This window comes from Janthinobacterium sp. JC611 (assembly GCF_018682595.1).
Taxonomy (GTDB): domain Bacteria; phylum Pseudomonadota; class Gammaproteobacteria; order Burkholderiales; family Burkholderiaceae_D; genus Janthinobacterium.
The window spans coordinates 245621-262246 of sequence record NZ_JAFLJN010000021.1 but is presented as its reverse complement, the minus strand read 5'-3'; the positions used below and the strand labels follow the sequence as shown (position 1 = coordinate 262246).

Annotated in this window: 14 protein-coding genes; 5 read left to right on the top strand and 9 right to left on the bottom strand. The window is 61.3% G+C overall.

The features are described from left to right. Window positions 1-9: 9 nt before the first annotated feature. The 3 genes from folP to J0O65_RS15530 form a co-directional block, all read right to left on the bottom strand. A complete protein-coding gene (gene folP / locus J0O65_RS15540; RefSeq protein WP_215408041.1) occupies window positions 10-843 on the bottom strand; it encodes a dihydropteroate synthase in 834 nt (277 codons plus the stop codon). Between the two features lie 103 nt (window positions 844-946). Continuing rightward, entirely contained in the window at window positions 947-2827 is a 1881-nt protein-coding gene (gene ftsH, locus J0O65_RS15535) for an ATP-dependent zinc metalloprotease FtsH (protein WP_077402824.1), read from the bottom strand. 203 nt (window positions 2828-3030) lie between these two features. Beyond that, complete coding sequence (locus tag J0O65_RS15530) at window positions 3031-3714, bottom strand: RlmE family RNA methyltransferase (protein WP_215408039.1); 684 nt, start codon at window positions 3712-3714, stop codon at window positions 3031-3033. Window positions 3715-3756: 42 nt separating this feature from the next. Here J0O65_RS15530 and J0O65_RS15525 point away from each other — a divergent pair, with 42 nt between their 5' ends. Then, window positions 3757-4227 (top strand): YhbY family RNA-binding protein, encoded by a 471-nt coding sequence (locus tag J0O65_RS15525; protein ID WP_010397237.1) that lies wholly within the window; start codon window positions 3757-3759, stop codon window positions 4225-4227. A gap of 98 nt (window positions 4228-4325) precedes the next feature. On the opposite strand, the gene J0O65_RS15520 is transcribed toward J0O65_RS15525, so the two are convergent. The 6 genes from J0O65_RS15520 to J0O65_RS15495 all read right to left on the bottom strand — a co-directional run bounded on the left by J0O65_RS15520 (window position 4326) and on the right by J0O65_RS15495 (window position 11485). After that, complete coding sequence (locus J0O65_RS15520) at window positions 4326-4769, bottom strand: DUF4149 domain-containing protein (protein WP_215408037.1); 444 nt, start codon at window positions 4767-4769, stop codon at window positions 4326-4328. Next, complete coding sequence (gene greA, locus J0O65_RS15515; RefSeq protein WP_034757428.1) at window positions 4769-5245, bottom strand: transcription elongation factor GreA; 477 nt, start codon at window positions 5243-5245, stop codon at window positions 4769-4771. The genes J0O65_RS15520 and greA overlap by 1 nt, the downstream gene beginning before the upstream one ends. Before the next feature lie 163 nt (window positions 5246-5408). Continuing rightward, a complete protein-coding gene (gene carB / locus J0O65_RS15510; RefSeq protein WP_215408035.1) occupies window positions 5409-8639 on the bottom strand; it encodes a carbamoyl-phosphate synthase large subunit in 3231 nt (1076 codons plus the stop codon). Next, window positions 8632-9810, bottom strand: coding sequence for a glutamine-hydrolyzing carbamoyl-phosphate synthase small subunit (carA, locus tag J0O65_RS15505; RefSeq protein ID WP_215408033.1), 1179 nt, complete (start codon window positions 9808-9810; stop codon window positions 8632-8634). The genes carB and carA overlap by 8 nt, the downstream gene beginning before the upstream one ends. A gap of 295 nt (window positions 9811-10105) precedes the next feature. Continuing rightward, complete coding sequence (locus tag J0O65_RS15500; protein ID WP_077402812.1) at window positions 10106-10513, bottom strand: GlcG/HbpS family heme-binding protein; 408 nt, start codon at window positions 10511-10513, stop codon at window positions 10106-10108. A gap of 60 nt (window positions 10514-10573) precedes the next feature. Further along, a complete protein-coding gene (locus J0O65_RS15495) occupies window positions 10574-11485 on the bottom strand; it encodes a patatin-like phospholipase family protein (RefSeq protein ID WP_215408031.1) in 912 nt (303 codons plus the stop codon). Between the two features lie 176 nt (window positions 11486-11661). Between J0O65_RS15495 and J0O65_RS15490 the strand changes: the two genes are divergently transcribed. The 4 genes from J0O65_RS15490 to J0O65_RS15475 all read left to right on the top strand — a co-directional run bounded on the left by J0O65_RS15490 (window position 11662) and on the right by J0O65_RS15475 (window position 16624). Further along, window positions 11662-12321: a hypothetical protein gene (locus J0O65_RS15490; protein WP_215408029.1), complete on the top strand. Its 660-nt coding sequence runs from the start codon at window positions 11662-11664 to the stop codon at window positions 12319-12321. Further along, a complete protein-coding gene (locus J0O65_RS15485; RefSeq protein ID WP_215408027.1) occupies window positions 12318-12614 on the top strand; it encodes a barstar family protein in 297 nt (98 codons plus the stop codon). Before J0O65_RS15490 ends, J0O65_RS15485 begins: the two co-directional genes overlap by 4 nt. 370 nt (window positions 12615-12984) lie before the next feature. Continuing rightward, window positions 12985-14691: a 2-isopropylmalate synthase gene (gene leuA / locus J0O65_RS15480; RefSeq protein ID WP_215408025.1), complete on the top strand. Its 1707-nt coding sequence runs from the start codon at window positions 12985-12987 to the stop codon at window positions 14689-14691. 328 nt (window positions 14692-15019) lie between these two features. Next, window positions 15020-16624: a methyl-accepting chemotaxis protein gene (locus J0O65_RS15475; protein ID WP_215408023.1), complete on the top strand. Its 1605-nt coding sequence runs from the start codon at window positions 15020-15022 to the stop codon at window positions 16622-16624. Window positions 16625-16626: the final 2 nt, after the last annotated feature.

Genomic DNA, 16626 nt, shown 5'->3' with positions numbered 1-16626 from the left:
CTTACAGGCTCAGTGCGCCATGCGCCAGACCTTCAGCGCATCGACGGTTTCAGCAACATCATGCACACGGATAATTTCCGCACCTTGCGCTACCGCAGCAAGCGCCCCGGCAACACTGCCGGCCAGGCGCTGCTCGACGGGACGTCCCGTCACGGCGCCTATCATCGACTTGCGCGACAGGCCGGCCAGCACGGGCAGGTCCAGCTCGCTGCGCAACTGGCGCGTGGCGCGCAGCAAGGCATAGTTCTGCTCCACCGTCTTGCCAAAACCAAAGCCGGGATCGACGCACAGGCGTTCGCGGGCGATGCCGGCCGCCGTCAGCGTCGCGATGCGCTCGCGCAGGAAATCGGTGACTTCGCGCACCACGTCCTCGTACTGGGGCTGGTCCTGCATGGTTTGCGGCACGCTTTGCATGTGCATGATGCACAGCGCGCAATCGCTGTCGCGCACGGCCTCGATGGCGCCCGGCGCGCGGAAACCGTTGATGTCGTTGATCATGTCGGCGCCCGCCAGGATGGCTTCGCGCATCACTTCGGGTTTATAGGTATCGACCGACAGGGGCTTGCCGCAATCGCGCAAGGCGTACAGCACCGGCATGACGCGCTGCAGTTCGTCTTGCAGCGGCAACGGCGGCGCGCCGGGGCGGCTCGATTCGCCGCCGATGTCGATGATGTCGACGCCATCCTGCATCATCTGCTCGGCGCGCGAGATGGCAAATTCCAGGTGCTGGTACTGGCCCGCATCGGAAAACGAGTCGGGCGTGATGTTCAGGATGCCCATCACCAGCGCCTGCGTGCCCTGCAGGTTGAAGCCGAAGCGGCCGAATTGCAAATAGTGTCGCATGTGAATCTTTGTAGTCGTCTGGGAAATCTGGCGCGCCAACGAAAAAGGGCAAGGATCGCTCCTTACCCTTTTGATGGCGCGCCGCCGGTCAGGGCGGCCGTTATCAGGCTGGCGCCGTCACGTTCGGCGAGATGCCGCCCGTGCCGCTGTCGCCCGCATTGCGGCGTGGCGGAATGACTTTCGGTGGACGCGGCTCCAGGCCGGCCATGATGTCATTGATTTGCTCTGCATCAATGGTTTCCCATTCCAGCAAGGCCTTGGTCATCATTTCGACCTTGTCGCGATTGCTTTCCAGCAAGGTGCGCGCCAGAGCATATTGCTTGTCGAGAATGTTGCGGATTTCAGCATCGACCTTTTGCTGGGTCGCTTCCGAGATCGTCTTGGTGGCGCCACCGAAGAAACCTTCGTTTTCGCTGTCTTCGTAGACCATCACGCCCATGCTGTCGGACATGCCGAAGCGGGTCACCATGGAACGGGCCAGCTTGGTGGCACGCGAGAAGTCGTTCGACGCGCCGGTGGACATTTGTCCCACGAAAATCTCTTCGGCGATACGGCCGCCGAACAGGATGGAAATTTCTTCCAGCATCTTGTCCTTATAGGCGGACAAGTTGTCGTGTTCCGGCAACTGCCAGGTCAGGCCCAGGGCCCAGCCGCGCGGCATGATCGTCACTTTATGCACGGGATCGGCCTTCGGCAGCAGCTTGGCGACGACGGCGTGACCGGACTCATGGTAAGCGGTATTGCGACGCTCTTCCTCGCGGATGATCATCGATTTACGCTCAGGACCCATGTAGATCTTGTCTTTCGCATCTTCGAAGTCCGCCATTTCCACCAGGCGCTTGCTGCGGCGGGCGGCGAACAGGGCTGCCTCGTTGACCAGGTTGGCCAGGTCCGCGCCCGAGAAACCGGGGGTGCCGCGGGCCAGGATATCGGCTTTCACGTCGGTACCGATAGGCACTTTGCGCATGTGCACGTTCAAGATCTGCTCGCGGCCGCGGATATCGGGCAAGCCGACGGAGACCTGGCGGTCGAAACGGCCCGGACGCAGCAAGGCTTTGTCGAGCACGTCGGCGCGGTTGGTGGCGGCCACGACGATCACGCCGGAGTTCGCTTCAAAACCGTCCATCTCGACCAGCAACTGGTTCAAGGTCTGTTCGCGTTCGTCATTGCCGCCGCCCATGCCGGCGCCACGGTGACGGCCGACGGCGTCGATCTCATCGATGAAGATGATGCACGGCGAATGCTTTTTCGCGTTTTCGAACATGTCGCGCACACGGCTGGCGCCCACGCCGACGAACATTTCCACGAAGTCGGAGCCGGAAATCGAGAAGAACGGCACCTTGGCTTCGCCGGCGATGGCGCGCGCCAGCAGGGTTTTACCCGTGCCCGGCGGACCGACCATCAGCACGCCGCGGGGAATGCGGCCGCCCAGTTTCTGGAATTTGCTCGGATCCTTGAGGAAGTCGACCACTTCGTTGACTTCTTCTTTCGCTTCGTCGCAACCGGCGACATCGGCGAAGGTGACGGTGTTGCTGGCTTCATCCATCATGCGCGCCTTCGACTTGCCGAACGAGAATGCCCCGCCCTTGCCGCCGCCCTGCATCTGACGCATGAAGAAGACCCACACGCCGATCAACAGCAGCATGGGGAACCAGGAAACAAAAATAGTTTGCAGGAAAGACGCTTCCTCGGGCGGACGCACATCGAAATGCACGCCATTGTCGCGCAGGTCGCCGATCAGGCCCTTGTCGAGGCTGGTGGCGGTGGTACGCACCTTGGTGTCGTCCATCAGCTTGGCGGTGATCGACGAACCTTCGATCACGACATCCTTGACGCGCTTGGCTTTGACTTCATCCAGCAAATCGGAATAAGCGATGGCCTTGCTGCCGCCTGTGGCGCCATGACTGTCGAATTGCTTGAACAGCATGAACAACAGCAGCAATACGACTACCCAGATGGCAGATTTGGAAAACATGTTATTCACGAAGACTCCTTGGATGCAGAGCGCATCTCTTTACCTATAGCTAGAAACACGATTTTACTCGCAATAAGCGGGCCGTGCCAAAGCCCGCCGATCCGTGCGCGCGAAAAAACCGCGTTCACGCAAAAAAAGTGCAGTATAAACAATTTAGGCTTTTATACCATCGGACGCTACCGCACTTCTCGTTCCCATGTGCGGATTCCCGCTTAAATATCAAGGGTGGAATCATCTTCTTCCACGGCATTTTTCAGCGGATTCTTGATGCCGCGCCCCATCAGGAAGATTTCCGACGATTTATCGCGGCTGGCCTTGGGCTTCTTCTGCACCACGACCTTGAATTCGGCGCGGAATTTCTCCACGATCTGGCTGAAACCCATGTCTTTGAAGCATTTCACCAGCAGCACGCCGGACGGCTTCAGGTGCAATTGCGAGAATTCGATGGCCAGGTCGATCAAATGTTCCATGCGCGCGGCATCCGCCGTGGCGATGCCCGACAGGTTGGGCGCCATGTCCGACAGGACCAGGTCGACCTTGCGTCCTTGCAACACCACTTCCAGCTGGCGCAGCACGCGCGACTCGCGGAAGTCGCCCTGAATGAAGTGGAAATCGGCGATCGGCTCCATTTCCAGCATGTCCAGGCCAATCAGGGTACCATTGACCCCGCCGCCGTCCTTGCCGGCCAGCTTGCGCCGCGTGTACTGGGCCCAGCTGCCAGGAGTGCAACCCAGGTCGACAATCACCTGGCCAGGTTTGATCAGTTTCTCGTCTTCATCGATTTCTTTGAGCTTGTATGCTGCCCGGGCGCGGTAGCCCTCTTTTTGCGCCAACTTCACATAAGGATCATTTATGTGGTCGTGCAACCAGTTTTTGTTTAATTTCTTCTTTGCCATTCGCGTAGAATACTGCTTTTAAGGGAATTACTAAATATTATTATGCTAAAACTTACACCCGTAGAGCGCAGCGCACTGCGCGCCGAAGCACACGCGCTGAAGCCTATCGTCATCATTGGCGAAGCGGGCTTGACACCTGCTGTCCTCAAAGAGATCGACCTTGGCCTGGATTCGCACGGCCTGATTAAAGTCCGCGTGTTCGGCGACGACCGCGAAGCCCGCGTCGGAATGTACGATACGATTTGCGGCAATCTCGGCGCCGCCCCGGTACAACATATTGGCAAACTGCTGGTAATCTACCGTCCGAAAAAAGAAGTGGTTAAGGAGAAGGTCAGCGCCGGCAAAGGCATGCGCGAAGTGACCATCGTCAAGGCCAGCGCCAGCGGCACCAAGCGCCCCAGCGTGACGAAAGTCATGATCAAGGGCAATGAGCGCGTTACCGAAGGCGGTTCCATCAAGCGTGCCAAGCCACGTCAGAAGAGCGCCAAGAAAAGCGCACTGGGCAGCAAGTAAGCCTGTTCACCCGGCCACCGCCAGGCGGCCGGGCTTGAAACAAGAAGCGGAGCACGGGATCTTCCCTGCTCCGCTTTTTTTTTGCTGCTGATTCAAGCTTACTGCTGTTTCCAGATCAGCACGCCCGCCAGCAAGCTTTGCACGGCAAAGATCACGGTCGACACGCCATGCAGCATGCCGAAGCGGCTGCGCATGGCCTCGTCCATGATACCCGACGGCGCTTGCGCCTTGAGCTCGGCCATCAGGGGCGAGATGCCGAAATGGCTGAGCAGCGCGCACACCAGCATGGACAGCACCAAGGCGGCCAGCAAGCGCCGGCGCTGCGGTTCCAGCGCGCCCGCGCCCCATTTCAACAGGGCCAGCAGTAGCAAGGCGCAAACGATCGACAGCCAGGCCTCGGCGCGGAACATGCTGCCGGCGATATTGCCTGCCAGCACGCGGTCGCTCAGGGTGCCAAACAGGGTCGGCGCCACGATGAAACCGATGGTCCACAGGCTGCCGGCCCACAGGGTGGCAACGAGGAGGCGCACGCGCGTCAGCATCAGATGTACAGCACTTCCAGGATTTCGTATTCGCGCGGGCCGGACGGCGCCTGCACTTCCACCACGTCGCCGGCGTACTTGCCGATCAGCGCGCGGGCGATCGGGGACGTCACGGAAACCTTGTTCATTTTCAGGTCGGCTTCATCGAGGCCGACGATCTGGTACGTGACTTTCTGGCCCGATTCCAGGTCTTCCAGGTTCACGGTCGAGGCGAACACCACGCGACCTTCCGCGTCGAGCGCGGTCGGGTCGATGATTTGCGCTGCGCCCAGCTTGCCTTCGAGCTCGGCGATGCGGCCTTCCACGAACGCCTGGCGTTCCTTGGCGGCATCGTACTCGGCGTTTTCCGACAAATCTCCGTGCGAACGCGCTTCGGCGATCGCATCGATGACGATGCGGCGTTCCTTGGTCTTCAAATGATGCAGCTCTTCCTTCAAGAGTTCTGCGCCGTATTTGGTCAATGGGACTGAGGTCATGTTATCTCTGCTATCTGCTAGTTATCGGCGCCGTTGTCCGTGTTTCATCACGGTTAACGGTCTTACCAAGTGAAAACCACAGAGGCCGCGCGCTGCTCTGCACGGAACTCTGTGGTTGATAAGCATGCAGTGTACCGCCTAACGGCGGCCACTGCAAACGCACTTAGTTCAAGGTCTTGTGCAGGCCTTGCAAATCGTACACGCGCAACTCATCCAGATGGCGGATGCCTTCGACGGCCGCTTCCGCGCCGGCGATGGTGGTGTAGGTCGTCACGCGCGACGCCAGGGCCGAGGTGCGGATGGCCCGCGAATCGACGATGGCGCTGCGCTTTTCTTCCACGGTGTTGATCACCAGCACGATTTCATGGTTCTTGATCATGTCGACCACGTGGGGACGGCCTTCGATCACCTTGTTCACTGGCGTGACGGCGATGCCGGCGGCAGCGATCACGGCGGCGGTGCCTTTGGTGGCGACCACGGTGAAGCCGGACTCGACCAGGTCACGCGCCACTTGCACGGCGCGCGGCTTGTCCGACGCTTTCACGCTGATGAAGACCTTGCCCGATTTTGGCAGGTTGACGCCGGCGCCCAGTTGCGATTTCACGAACGCTTCGCCGAAGGTCAGTCCCACGCCCATGACTTCGCCCGTCGATTTCATTTCAGGGCCCAGGATGGTGTCCACGCCAGGGAACTTGACGAACGGGAACACGGCTTCCTTGACGCTGAAATATGGCGGCACGACTTCCTGCGTGATGCCTTGCGAGGCCAGCGACTGGCCAACCATGCAGCGCGCGGCGATCTTCGCCAGTTGCAGGCCGGTGGCTTTCGAGACGAAAGGCACGGTGCGCGAAGCGCGCGGGTTGACTTCCAGCACAAAGACGACGTCTTTCATTTCGCCATCGATTTCCTGTTTCTGGATGGCGAACTGCACGTTCATCAGGCCGACCACGTTCAAGCCCTTGGCCATCAGCGCCGTCTGGCGTTTCAGTTCTTCGATGGTTTCCGCTGCCAGCGAATACGGCGGCAGGGAGCAAGCCGAGTCGCCCGAATGGACGCCAGCCTGTTCGATGTGTTCCATCACGCCGCCGATGAAGGTCGTTTCGCCGTCGGAGATGCAATCGACGTCGCACTCGATGGCGTCGTTCAGGAAGCGGTCCAGCAGCACCGGCGAATCGTGCGATACCTTGACGGCTTCGCGCATGTAGCGCTCGAGGTCGCGCTGCTCGTGGACGATTTCCATGGCGCGCCCGCCCAGCACGTACGATGGACGCACGACCAGCGGGTAGCCGATTTCCTGCGCCAGCGCCAGGGCGTCGGCTTCCGTGCGCGCGGTGCGGTTAGGCGGCTGGCGCAGTTCCAGGGTGTGCAACATCTGCTGGAAACGCTCGCGGTCTTCGGCCGCGTCGATCATGTCGGGCGAGGTGCCGATGATCGGTACGCCGTTCGCTTCCAGGTCCAGCGCCAGTTTCAATGGCGTCTGGCCGCCGTACTGCACGATCACGCCCACCGGTTTTTCGATGGCGACGATTTCCAGCACGTCTTCCAGGGTCAGGGACTCGAAGTACAGGCGGTCCGAGGTATCGTAGTCGGTCGAAACCGTTTCTGGGTTGCAATTGACCATGATGGTCTCGTAGCCGTCTTCGCGCATGGCGAGGGCCGCGTGGACGCAGCAATAGTCAAACTCGATACCCTGGCCGATACGGTTCGGGCCACCGCCCAGCACCATGATCTTTTTCTTGTCGGTCGGGTTCGATTCGCACTCTTCGTCGTACGTGGAATACATGTACGCCGTGTCGGTCGAGAATTCGGCCGCGCAGGTGTCGACGCGCTTGTAGACGGGACGGATGTTCAGCGCATGGCGCTGCTGGCGCACGGCCGTGTCGGTCGTCTGCAGCAAAAAGCCCAGGCGGCGGTCCGAGAAGCCCTTCTGTTTCAACTTGTACAGGGTGTTCTTGTCCAGATTTTCCAGCTTCTGCGTGTCCAGCCACAGTTCCAGGTCGACGATTTCCTTGATCTGGATCAGGAACCACGGGTCGATCTTGGTCAGCTGGTGCACTTCTTCCAGGGTGAAGCCCTGGGCAAACGCATCGCCCACGTACCAGATGCGCTCAGGACCGGGCTCGCCCAGTTCTTCTTCGATCTTTTCGCGGTCCTTGGTCTTTTCGTTCATGCCGTCCACGCCCACTTCCAGGCCGCGCAAGGCTTTCTGGAACGATTCCTGGAAGGTACGGCCAATCGCCATCACTTCGCCGACGGATTTCATCTGCGTCGTCAGGTGGTGGTCGGCGGTCGGGAATTTTTCGAACGTGAAGCGGGGAATCTTCGTGACGACGTAATCGATCGACGGCTCGAACGAGGCCGGCGTGGCGCCGCCCGTGATTTCATTGCGCAATTCGTCCAGGGTGAAACCGACGGCCAGCTTGGCGGCGATCTTGGCGATCGGGAAACCCGTCGCTTTCGAGGCCAGGGCCGACGAACGCGACACGCGCGGGTTCATCTCGATGACGATCATGCGGCCATCGACGGGGTTGATCGAAAATTGCACGTTCGAACCACCGGTGTCGACGCCGATCTCGCGCAGCACTGCCAGCGAGGCATTGCGCATGATCTGGTATTCCTTGTCCGTCAGGGTTTGCGCAGGAGCGACAGTAATCGAGTCGCCCGTGTGCACGCCCATCGGATCGAGGTTTTCGATCGAGCAGATGATGATGCAGTTGTCCGCCTTGTCGCGCACCACTTCCATCTCGTACTCTTTCCAGCCCAGCAAGGATTCTTCGATCAGCAGCTCTTTCGTCGGCGATGCTTCCAGGCCGCGCTTGCAGATGGTTTCGAATTCTTCTTCGTTGTAGGCGATGCCGCCGCCGGAGCCGCCCATGGTGAACGATGGACGGATGATGGTCGGGAAGCCCAGCGTGCGCTGCACGGCCCACGATTCCTCCATCGAGTGCGCCACGCCGGAACGGGCCGAACCGAGGCCGATCTTGGTCATCGCGTCCTTGAACTTGGAACGGTCTTCCGCCTTGTCGATGGCTTCCGGCGACGCGCCGATCAGCTCGACGTTGTATTTTGCCAGCACGCCATTGTTGAACAGGTCCAGCGCGCAGTTCAGCGCCGTCTGGCCGCCCATCGTCGGCAGGATGGCGTCAGGACGCTCCTTGGCGATAATGCGTTCAACGACCGACCAGGTGATCGGTTCGATGTAGGTCACGTCGGCCATTTCCGGGTCGGTCATGATGGTCGCAGGATTGCTGTTGACCAGGATGACTTTGTAGCCCTCTTCGCGCAGGGCCTTGCACGCTTGCGCGCCGGAATAATCGAATTCGCAGGCCTGGCCGATCACGATCGGGCCAGCGCCAATAATCAGAATACTTTTGATATCTAAACGTTTAGGCATTTTTCTTTTTCTCCTCCGCTGCCATCAGGTTGATGAAGCGGTCAAACAGGTAAGCAACATCCATCGGGCCCGGCGACGCTTCAGGGTGGCCCTGGAAGCAGAAGGCCGGCTTGTCCGTGCGGGCAAAGCCCTGCAGGGAGCCGTCGAACAGCGATTCATGGGTCACGCGGCAATTCGCGGGCAAGGTTGCCGCGTCGACGGCGAAACCGTGGTTTTGCGAGGTGATTAGGACCTGTTTCGTTTCCAGGTCCTGCACCGGGTGGTTGGCGCCGTGGTGGCCGAACTTCATCTTCAGGGTTTTCGCGCCGGAAGCGATCGCCATGATCTGGTGACCGAGGCAGATGCCGAAGGTCGGGATGCCCTTCTCGATCAACTCTTTCGTCGCGGCAATCGCGTAGTCGCACGGTTCCGGGTCGCCGGGGCCGTTCGACAGGAAGATGCCGTCCGGATTCAGCGCCAGGGCGTCGGCGGCCGTCGCTTGCGCGGGCAGCACGGTGACCTTGCAGCCGCGCGCCGTCAGCATGCGCAGGATGTTGCGCTTGACGCCGTAGTCGAAGGCGACCACGTGGTACTTCGCGTCGGCGTCGGCCAGCTGGCCATAGCCTTCGCCCAGAGTCCATTCCGTTTCGCGGTATTCATAGGCGGTCTTGCTCGACACCACCTTGGCCAGATCCATGCCGGCCAGGCCGGGGAAGGAGCGGGCCAGTTCCAGCGCTTGCGCGGCGGACGGTTCGTTGCCTTGCGTGCCGACGAGGATGGCGCCGCCCTGCGCACCTTTTTCACGCAGGATGCGCGTGAGCTTGCGTGTATCGATGCCGGCGATGGCGACGATATTTTCAGCTTTCAGGTAATCGGACAGGGAAAGGGTGGAACGGAAACTGGATGCCAGCAATGGCAGATCGCGGATGATGAGGCCAGCGGCGTGGACCTTGGAAGACTCGACGTCTTCCGGATTGACGCCCGTATTGCCGATATGCGGATAGGTCAGGGTGACCATCTGGCGGCAATAGCTTGGGTCGGTAAGGATTTCCTGATACCCGGTCATCGAGGTGTTGAAAACAACCTCGCCCGTGGTATGACCGGCGGCACCGATCGAAAAACCTTTGAAGATCGTTCCATCAGCAAGCGCTAATATGGCTGGAACGGCAGGGCCAGAAAAAAATGGCGGCAAGGGCAACTCCTGATAAAGTTACCGTAGCTGCGCCACGTCAGACCGACCGCCTAGCTACCCGAGCCAGATGCACTCAGGGTGTTTCAACGGTCATTTTGAATGAGGGGATGGGTAGTCGCTACGGTATATGTGTGATTGGCTAAACCTTTGAATTATAACCAAAAGGAAGCTTTTCCACAAGGAAGAAAATGTGGAATGCGCGGCATTTTTTTTGCGCAGCAGCATAAAATCCCCGCCCCATGAAAAAGCCGCCCGGCTTGCGCGGGGCGGCTGGTTCCGCAACTGCGGCTACTACTTAGGCGGTGAGCGCAGCAATACCCGCTTTCGCGATTTGCGCATCTTCCGCCGACTTGACGCCCGAGACGCCGACGGCGCCCACGTAGTGACCGTCGAACACGATGGGCACGCCGCCTTCGAGCAAGCCGTCGATTTCCGGTGCGCTCAGGAACGACACGCGGCCGCCATTGATCATCTCTTCATAGATGCGCGATTCGCGGCGGCCCAGCGCGGCCGTCTTGGCTTTCGATGGAGCGATGTGCGACGAGATCGGCGCCACGCCATCCATGCGCTGCAGCCACAGCAGGTGGCCGCCGTCGTCGACGATGGCGATCGTGACCGCCCAGTTATGCTTGACCGCTTCCGCTTCGGCGGCGGCAGCGATTTTCTTTACGTCGTCCAGGGTCAAAATCGGTTTCGATTGCATGGTGCATCCTTGTTATGTTGAAGCAAAATTGTATACGAAATGCGGGGCCAGAATACCGGCTTACTGCTCGCGCCTGGCCTTCAGCTTTTGTTTGAGCTGCGCCATGACGGCAAAGGTCGCCTGCTCGCCCGCCAGGATGGCCTGGTTGCGGCTATTGAAATCGTTGCCCTTCATGGTGCCCAGGCTGGGCTGGATCACCACGTCCGCATCCTTCAATTCGAACTGGTTGATGCGCTGGCCCATGATGGCGAAGGTCTGCATGATGACTTCCATCGAGCTGATGGCCTTCTGGCTATCCGTTTGCGACGAGATATTCACGGCGATGATGAAATCGGCGCCCATGTCGCGCGCAAAGCGCACGGGCACGGGAGCGACGAGGCCGCCATCGACATAGGTGTGGCCGGCGATGGTCACGGGCTGGAACACGCCGGGCACGGCCGAGGAGGCGCGCACGGCCATGCCGGTGTTGCCACGCTGGAACAGAATCGGCTGGCCATTTTTCAAATCGGTCGCCACCACGCCAAACGGAATTTTCAATTTTTCCAGCGGCACGCCGCCGACGGCCTTGTTGACATAGCTTTGCAGCGCCTCGCCTTTCAGCACGCCGGACGACTTGCCGAACAGGGGCAAGGCCCAGTCGGAAATGGCCGCCTCGTCCATGTCGAACGCCATCTTTTGCAAGGTGAAGCCGGAGTTGCCCGCCGCATACATCGCGCCCACCACGCTGCCGGCGCTGGTGCCGGTGACGAGGTCGGCATGGATGCCCTGCGATTCGAGCGCCTTGATCACGCCGATGTGCGCGAAACCGCGCGCCGCGCCGCCGCCCAGTGCCAGGCCGATCTTGATCTTGCGCGGCGTCACCACCTGCGGTTCGGGTGGCGTCAATACTTGTATCGGTTTCGGGGCGGTGGTATCGCAGCCGGCCAGCACAAAGGCGGCCAGGGCAAGCAGGGTCAGGCGTTTAGGGAACATGGTGGGAACAGGGAACCGCGCGCGGCAGTGGCAATAAAGGAGAGCCGATTGTAGCGCAAGCGGGGCCACCCGCACTGAAGCCTGTCTTAAATGTTTACAAATGACAATGTTTAGAGGAAACGTGCGCCTCTGCTCTGCTGTTAAACTGGCAGCTGTTTTTTTTACGTGCTCCCGATATGTCAGAACTTCAATTTGCCGACAGCCGCGCCCTGCGCGAACCGTACGCACAACAGTTATCCGCCAACCCACCCGACGGCGCCCTCGCCTGGCTGACCGCCGTGCTGGCCACGCAGGCGCCCGCGCTGCGCTCGTCGAACGCCACCTTGCTGGCCTACACGGGCAATCCGGCCGCCCTCGCCTGGATCGACGCCAACGTCGGCTCGCCCGTGGCGGGAGCATGGGGCGTGGCGGCGGCCCTGCTGGGCACGCCGTGGCCGCGCATCCTGGACTGGCTGCAGCGCGGCGGCCCGCACCGGCTGATGGCGCTCGACACCCTGTACGCCTATCGCAAGCCGGCCGTCAACATGTCGCCGCTGGAACAGATCGCCGCCCCCGTGCTGCCGCAAGCGCCCGCGCGCGCCGACCTCGATGCGGCGCTGGCCGCCTGCCTGGCCGCGTCGGCCACGCCGCGCATCCAGGCGGCCGTCAACGCGATCCAGCAGCATGCGGACGATATCCTGCGCGGCGGCCCCCGCGGCGTGGCCGTGGCCGACCTGCCGCGCCTGTACCTGGACCCGGCGCCGTTCCAGGATGCTACCTCCATCCTGGAACGGCACGAAACGGTGGTCGCTGGCATGCGGCACAACCTGCAAAACCTGCTCAAGGGCATACTGTGAGCCGGCAAGCCCGCGTGACGATCGACTTGAGCGCAATCAACTCGCCACGCCAGCTGCACGCGGCCCTGGCCGCCGCGCTGGGCTTCCCTTCCTTCTACGGCATGAACTGGGATGCATTCTGGGATGCCATCACGGGCCTGGTGGACATGCCGCAACAGCTGGAGCTGCGCGGCTGGCCAGCCTTCGCCGCGCGCCTGCCGCACGATGCGGCCATCTTGCAGCGCTGCCTGGCGCGCCTGGCGCAGAATGCGCTGGATGCGCCGGACGGGGCAACGCAGCTGCGTTACGTTTGACACAAGTTGTCGCCAGGAAACGCTTGACAGCCCCGCCCCACTTCCCTTACATTGAGTACATGTCCTCCTTCAAACATTCCTCCCCTTCCCTGCTGTCGCTATCGCGACTACTGCTAGCACGCGCATAAGTTTGCCGCATTGCTTCGCCTGGCCACACGCCGGCGTGTTTCAAAAACCCTGGAAGGTTTGATGATGTTTGCACCATCCCCATTCGTACACGTAATCCCCGCTGCGACCGCCCCTGCCGGCATCGTCGCCGCAGCGCATTTGCTACCGCTACCGATCGCTTGCCTGGCCTAGTGTTGCGTGGCCGCCCGGCAAGCTTGCGCCACAACCATTGATTTCCCCCTATCTTCAGGAGTACCCGATCATGATGTTGCAAAACCCAGCTTCCAAATACCGCGCCTTTCCTCCCGTCCAATTGACCGACCGTCAATGGCCGAACCAGATCATCAGCAAGCCGCCTATCTGGATGAGCACCGACTTGCGCGACGGCAATCAGTCGCTGATCGAGCCGATGAGCGCGGAAAAGAAGCTGCGGTTCTTCGACATGCTGGTCGCCATCGGCCTGAAGGAAATCGAAGTGGGCTTTCCTTCCGCCTCGCAGACGGATTTCGATTTCGTCCGCAAGCTCGTCGATGAAGGCCGCATCCCGGACGACGTCACCATCATCGTGCTGACCCAGTCGCGCGAAGAGCTGATCCGCCGCACGGTGGAATCGGTCGTCGGCGCCAAGCGCGCCATCGTCCACCTGTACAACTCGGTGGCGCCCGTGTTCCGCAAGGTCGTGTTCGGCATGTCGCGCGAAGAAATCACGAATATCGCCACCACCGGCACCACCCTGGTCAAACAGCTGGTGGCGCAGCATCCGGAAACGGAATGGGGTTTTGAGTACACGCCGGAATCGTTCTCCACCACCGAGCTCGATTTCTCCAAGCATATCTGCGACGCCGTCAGCGCCATCTGGAAGCCGACGCCGGCCAACAAGATGATCATCAACCTGCCATCGACCGTGGAATGCAGCACGCCCAACGTGTATGCGGACCAGATCGAATGGATGTCGCGCAAGCTGGCGCGCCGCGATTCCATCATCATCAGCGTGCACCCGCATAACGACCGCGGCACGGCCGTCGCGTCGGCCGAACTGGCCGTGATGGCGGGCGCCGACCGCGTCGAGGGCTGTTTGTTCGGCAATGGCGAGCGCACCGGCAACGTCGATCTGGTCACCCTGGCGATGAATCTGTACACGCAGGGCGTGCACCCGGGCCTGGATTTCTCCGACATCGACACCGTGCGCAAGTGCGTGGAAGAGTGCAACCAGCTGCCCGTCCACCCGCGCCACCCATATGCGGGCGACCTGGTCTTCACGGCATTCTCCGGTTCGCACCAGGATGCGATCAAGAAAGGTTTCGCCAAGCAACAGCCTGACAGCATCTGGGAAGTGCCGTACTTGCCGATCGACCCGGCCGACCTGGGCCGCAGCTATGACGCCGTGATCCGCGTCAACAGCCAGTCCGGCAAGGGCGGCATGGCCTATTTGCTGGAACAGGAATACGGCCTGGTCTTGCCGCGCCGCCTGCAGATCGAATTCTCGCGCGCCGTGCAAGCCGTGGCCGACGCCACGGGCCGCGAGATCGCCGCGCAAGATATCCATGCCATCTTCCAGAAGGAATACCTGGAGCAGACGGCGCCGTACGCCTACGCCTCGCACCGCATGGTGGAAGACACGAGCAGCGACGAGTCCGTGCAAATCGACATCAGCCTGTCGCACCGCCAGACGCCGCTGGCCCTGCAAGGCGGCGGCAACGGTCCCATCGACGCCTTCGTCAATGCGCTGGGCCTGGACATCAAGCTGATGGACTACCATGAGCACTCGATCGGCTCCGGCGCCAACGCCCAGGCCGCCTGCTACGTGGAATTGCGCCTCGACAACGGCCCGACCCTGTTCGGCGCCGCCATCGACAGCAATATCGTCACCGCCTCGTTCAAGGCCGTGCTGTCGGCCGTGAACCGCCGCATCGGGCAGACGGAAGCCGAAAAAACAACAGCGGCCGACGTGGCTGCCAGCGCCGCCTAAGCAATTTCGGCGCGCTCCAAAGGGAGAAAAAGCGGTACGGCTTGATCGCCGTGCCGCTTTTTCATTTCTATAGGGCAATTAGTAGTGCAAATCAGGTATCGCCCGCCGTATAATCGTTTCATAACAAGACCACCGGAGACAGATCTAAAAGTAACCCCCAATAAATTCTTGTCATTTCTAGCTTCCATAAACAGCGTGCTGCTTTGTTGCCCTCCGCTAGCAGTGCTTGCACTGCGTCGCAGAGCGCGCCTAGCATCACATCTGTTTCTGTTCGCTATAAATTGCCAATAATTTCCTGAGGATTACTTTCGCTACCGAGGGAATAAAAATGAAATTGACGGACATGAAAATAGGGGTGCGCCTGGGCGCCGGTTTTGGCGTGGTGCTGCTGCTGATGGCAGTGCTGGTGGGCATGGGCCTGTTCCGGCTGGACAAGATCGGCGCGCTCAGCGAAGCCATCATCGAGAAAGACTGGGCCAAGGCCGACGCCATCGCCACGATCCGCAGCACCACCCGTTCCAACGCGGCGCTGGTGCTGGAGCTGTTCATCCATGAAGATCCGGCGCGCGCCAACGCCATCCATGGCGAAATCGACGCCAACAAGGCCACCATCACCGATGCGCTGGTCGTGCTCGACCGCCTGATCGTGCTACCTGAAGGCAAGGAACTGCTGGCCACCCTGAAGCAGCAGCGCAAGGCCTATGTCGTCTCGTTCAGCCAGGCCGACAAGCTGCTGACGGCGGGACAGCGCGCGCAAGCGGCCATGCACGTGCGCGACGATACCCTGCCCGCCCTGAATCGGCTGCAAACAACGGTGAACCGCCTGAATGAACTCCAGCGCGGCGTGGTCGTGCATGGCGGCCAGCAAATCCAGCAGAATATTTCCGCGGCCAATGTGCTGATGGCCAGCCTGGGCACGGCCGCCCTGCTGCTGGGCGTGCTCTTTGCCTGGTGGGTCACGCGCTCGATCACCACGCCGATCGCGTATGCCTTGCGCGTGGCGCAAGCCGTGGCCGCAGGCGACCTGAGCAGTAAAATCGTGGCCGACGGCAAGGATGAAGCGGGCCAACTGCTGCAGGCGCTGCGCGACATGAATGCCAACCTGGCCACCCTGGTGGGACAAGTGCGCGGCGGCACGGGCACGATCGCCGTGGCGTCGAGCCAGATCGCCAGCGGCAATGCCGACCTGTCGGCCCGCACGGAAGCGCAAGCGAGCGCGCTGGAAGAGACGGCCTCGTCGATGATCGAACTGACGGGGACCGTGCGCAGCAATAGCGACAATGCGCGCCAGGCCGACAGCCTGGCCCGCTCGGCGTCGGCCATCGCCCAGCGCGGCGGCTCGGCCATGGCGGAAGTGATCGGCACCATGGACGCCATCAATGCCTCGTCGCGCAAGATCGTCGACATCATCGCCGTCATCGACGGCATCGCCTTCCAGACGAATATCCTCGCCCTGAACGCGGCGGTCGAGGCGGCGCGTGCCGGCGAGCAAGGCCGTGGCTTCGCCGTCGTGGCGTCCGAAGTGCGCAACCTGGCACAAAGGTCAAGCCAGGCGGCCAAGGAAATCAAGGAACTGATCGCCGACTCCGTCAGCAGGGTCGGCCAGGGCGCGCAGCTGGTCAGCCAGGCGGGCGCCACGATGGATGAAGTGGTGGCCAGCGTGGGCCGGGTCAGCGCCATCGTTGGCGACATCAGCGTCGCCAACCACGAGCAGAGCGAAGGCATCGAGCAGATCAATGCCGCCATCATGCAGATGGACCAGACGACGCAGCAAAACGCGGCCCTGGTCGAGGAAGCGGCCGCGGCGGCGGCGGCCATGCATGAACAGGCGGGCGAACTGGAAACCCTCGTCAGCCAGTTCAAGCTGGAACAGAACGCCGTCGCCAAGGCGCCGACCCGCCCTGCGCCAAGCTCCGCCCCGCGCTTGAACTAGTG

Bases quoted from the DNA above. Each gene is read 5' to 3' on its own strand.
- J0O65_RS15500 (WP_077402812.1), bottom strand. From the start codon at position 10,513: ATGCAATCGAAACCGATTTTGACCCTGGACGACGTAAAGAAAATCGCT.
- greA (WP_034757428.1), bottom strand. From the start codon at position 5,245: ATGACCTCAGTCCCATTGACCAAATACGGCGCAGAACTCTTGAAGGAA.
- J0O65_RS15490 (WP_215408029.1), top strand. From the start codon at position 11,662: ATGTCAGAACTTCAATTTGCCGACAGCCGCGCCCTGCGCGAACCGTAC.
- J0O65_RS15495 (WP_215408031.1), bottom strand. From the start codon at position 11,485: ATGTTCCCTAAACGCCTGACCCTGCTTGCCCTGGCCGCCTTTGTGCTG.
- carB (WP_215408035.1), bottom strand. From the start codon at position 8,639: ATGCCTAAACGTTTAGATATCAAAAGTATTCTGATTATTGGCGCTGGC.
- leuA (WP_215408025.1), top strand. From the start codon at position 12,985: ATGATGTTGCAAAACCCAGCTTCCAAATACCGCGCCTTTCCTCCCGTC.
- folP (WP_215408041.1), bottom strand. From the start codon at position 843: ATGCGACACTATTTGCAATTCGGCCGCTTCGGCTTCAACCTGCAGGGC.
- J0O65_RS15520 (WP_215408037.1), bottom strand. From the start codon at position 4,769: ATGCTGACGCGCGTGCGCCTCCTCGTTGCCACCCTGTGGGCCGGCAGC.
- J0O65_RS15525 (WP_010397237.1), top strand. From the start codon at position 3,757: ATGCTAAAACTTACACCCGTAGAGCGCAGCGCACTGCGCGCCGAAGCA.
- J0O65_RS15475 (WP_215408023.1), top strand. From the start codon at position 15,020: ATGAAATTGACGGACATGAAAATAGGGGTGCGCCTGGGCGCCGGTTTT.
- J0O65_RS15530 (WP_215408039.1), bottom strand. From the start codon at position 3,714: ATGGCAAAGAAGAAATTAAACAAAAACTGGTTGCACGACCACATAAAT.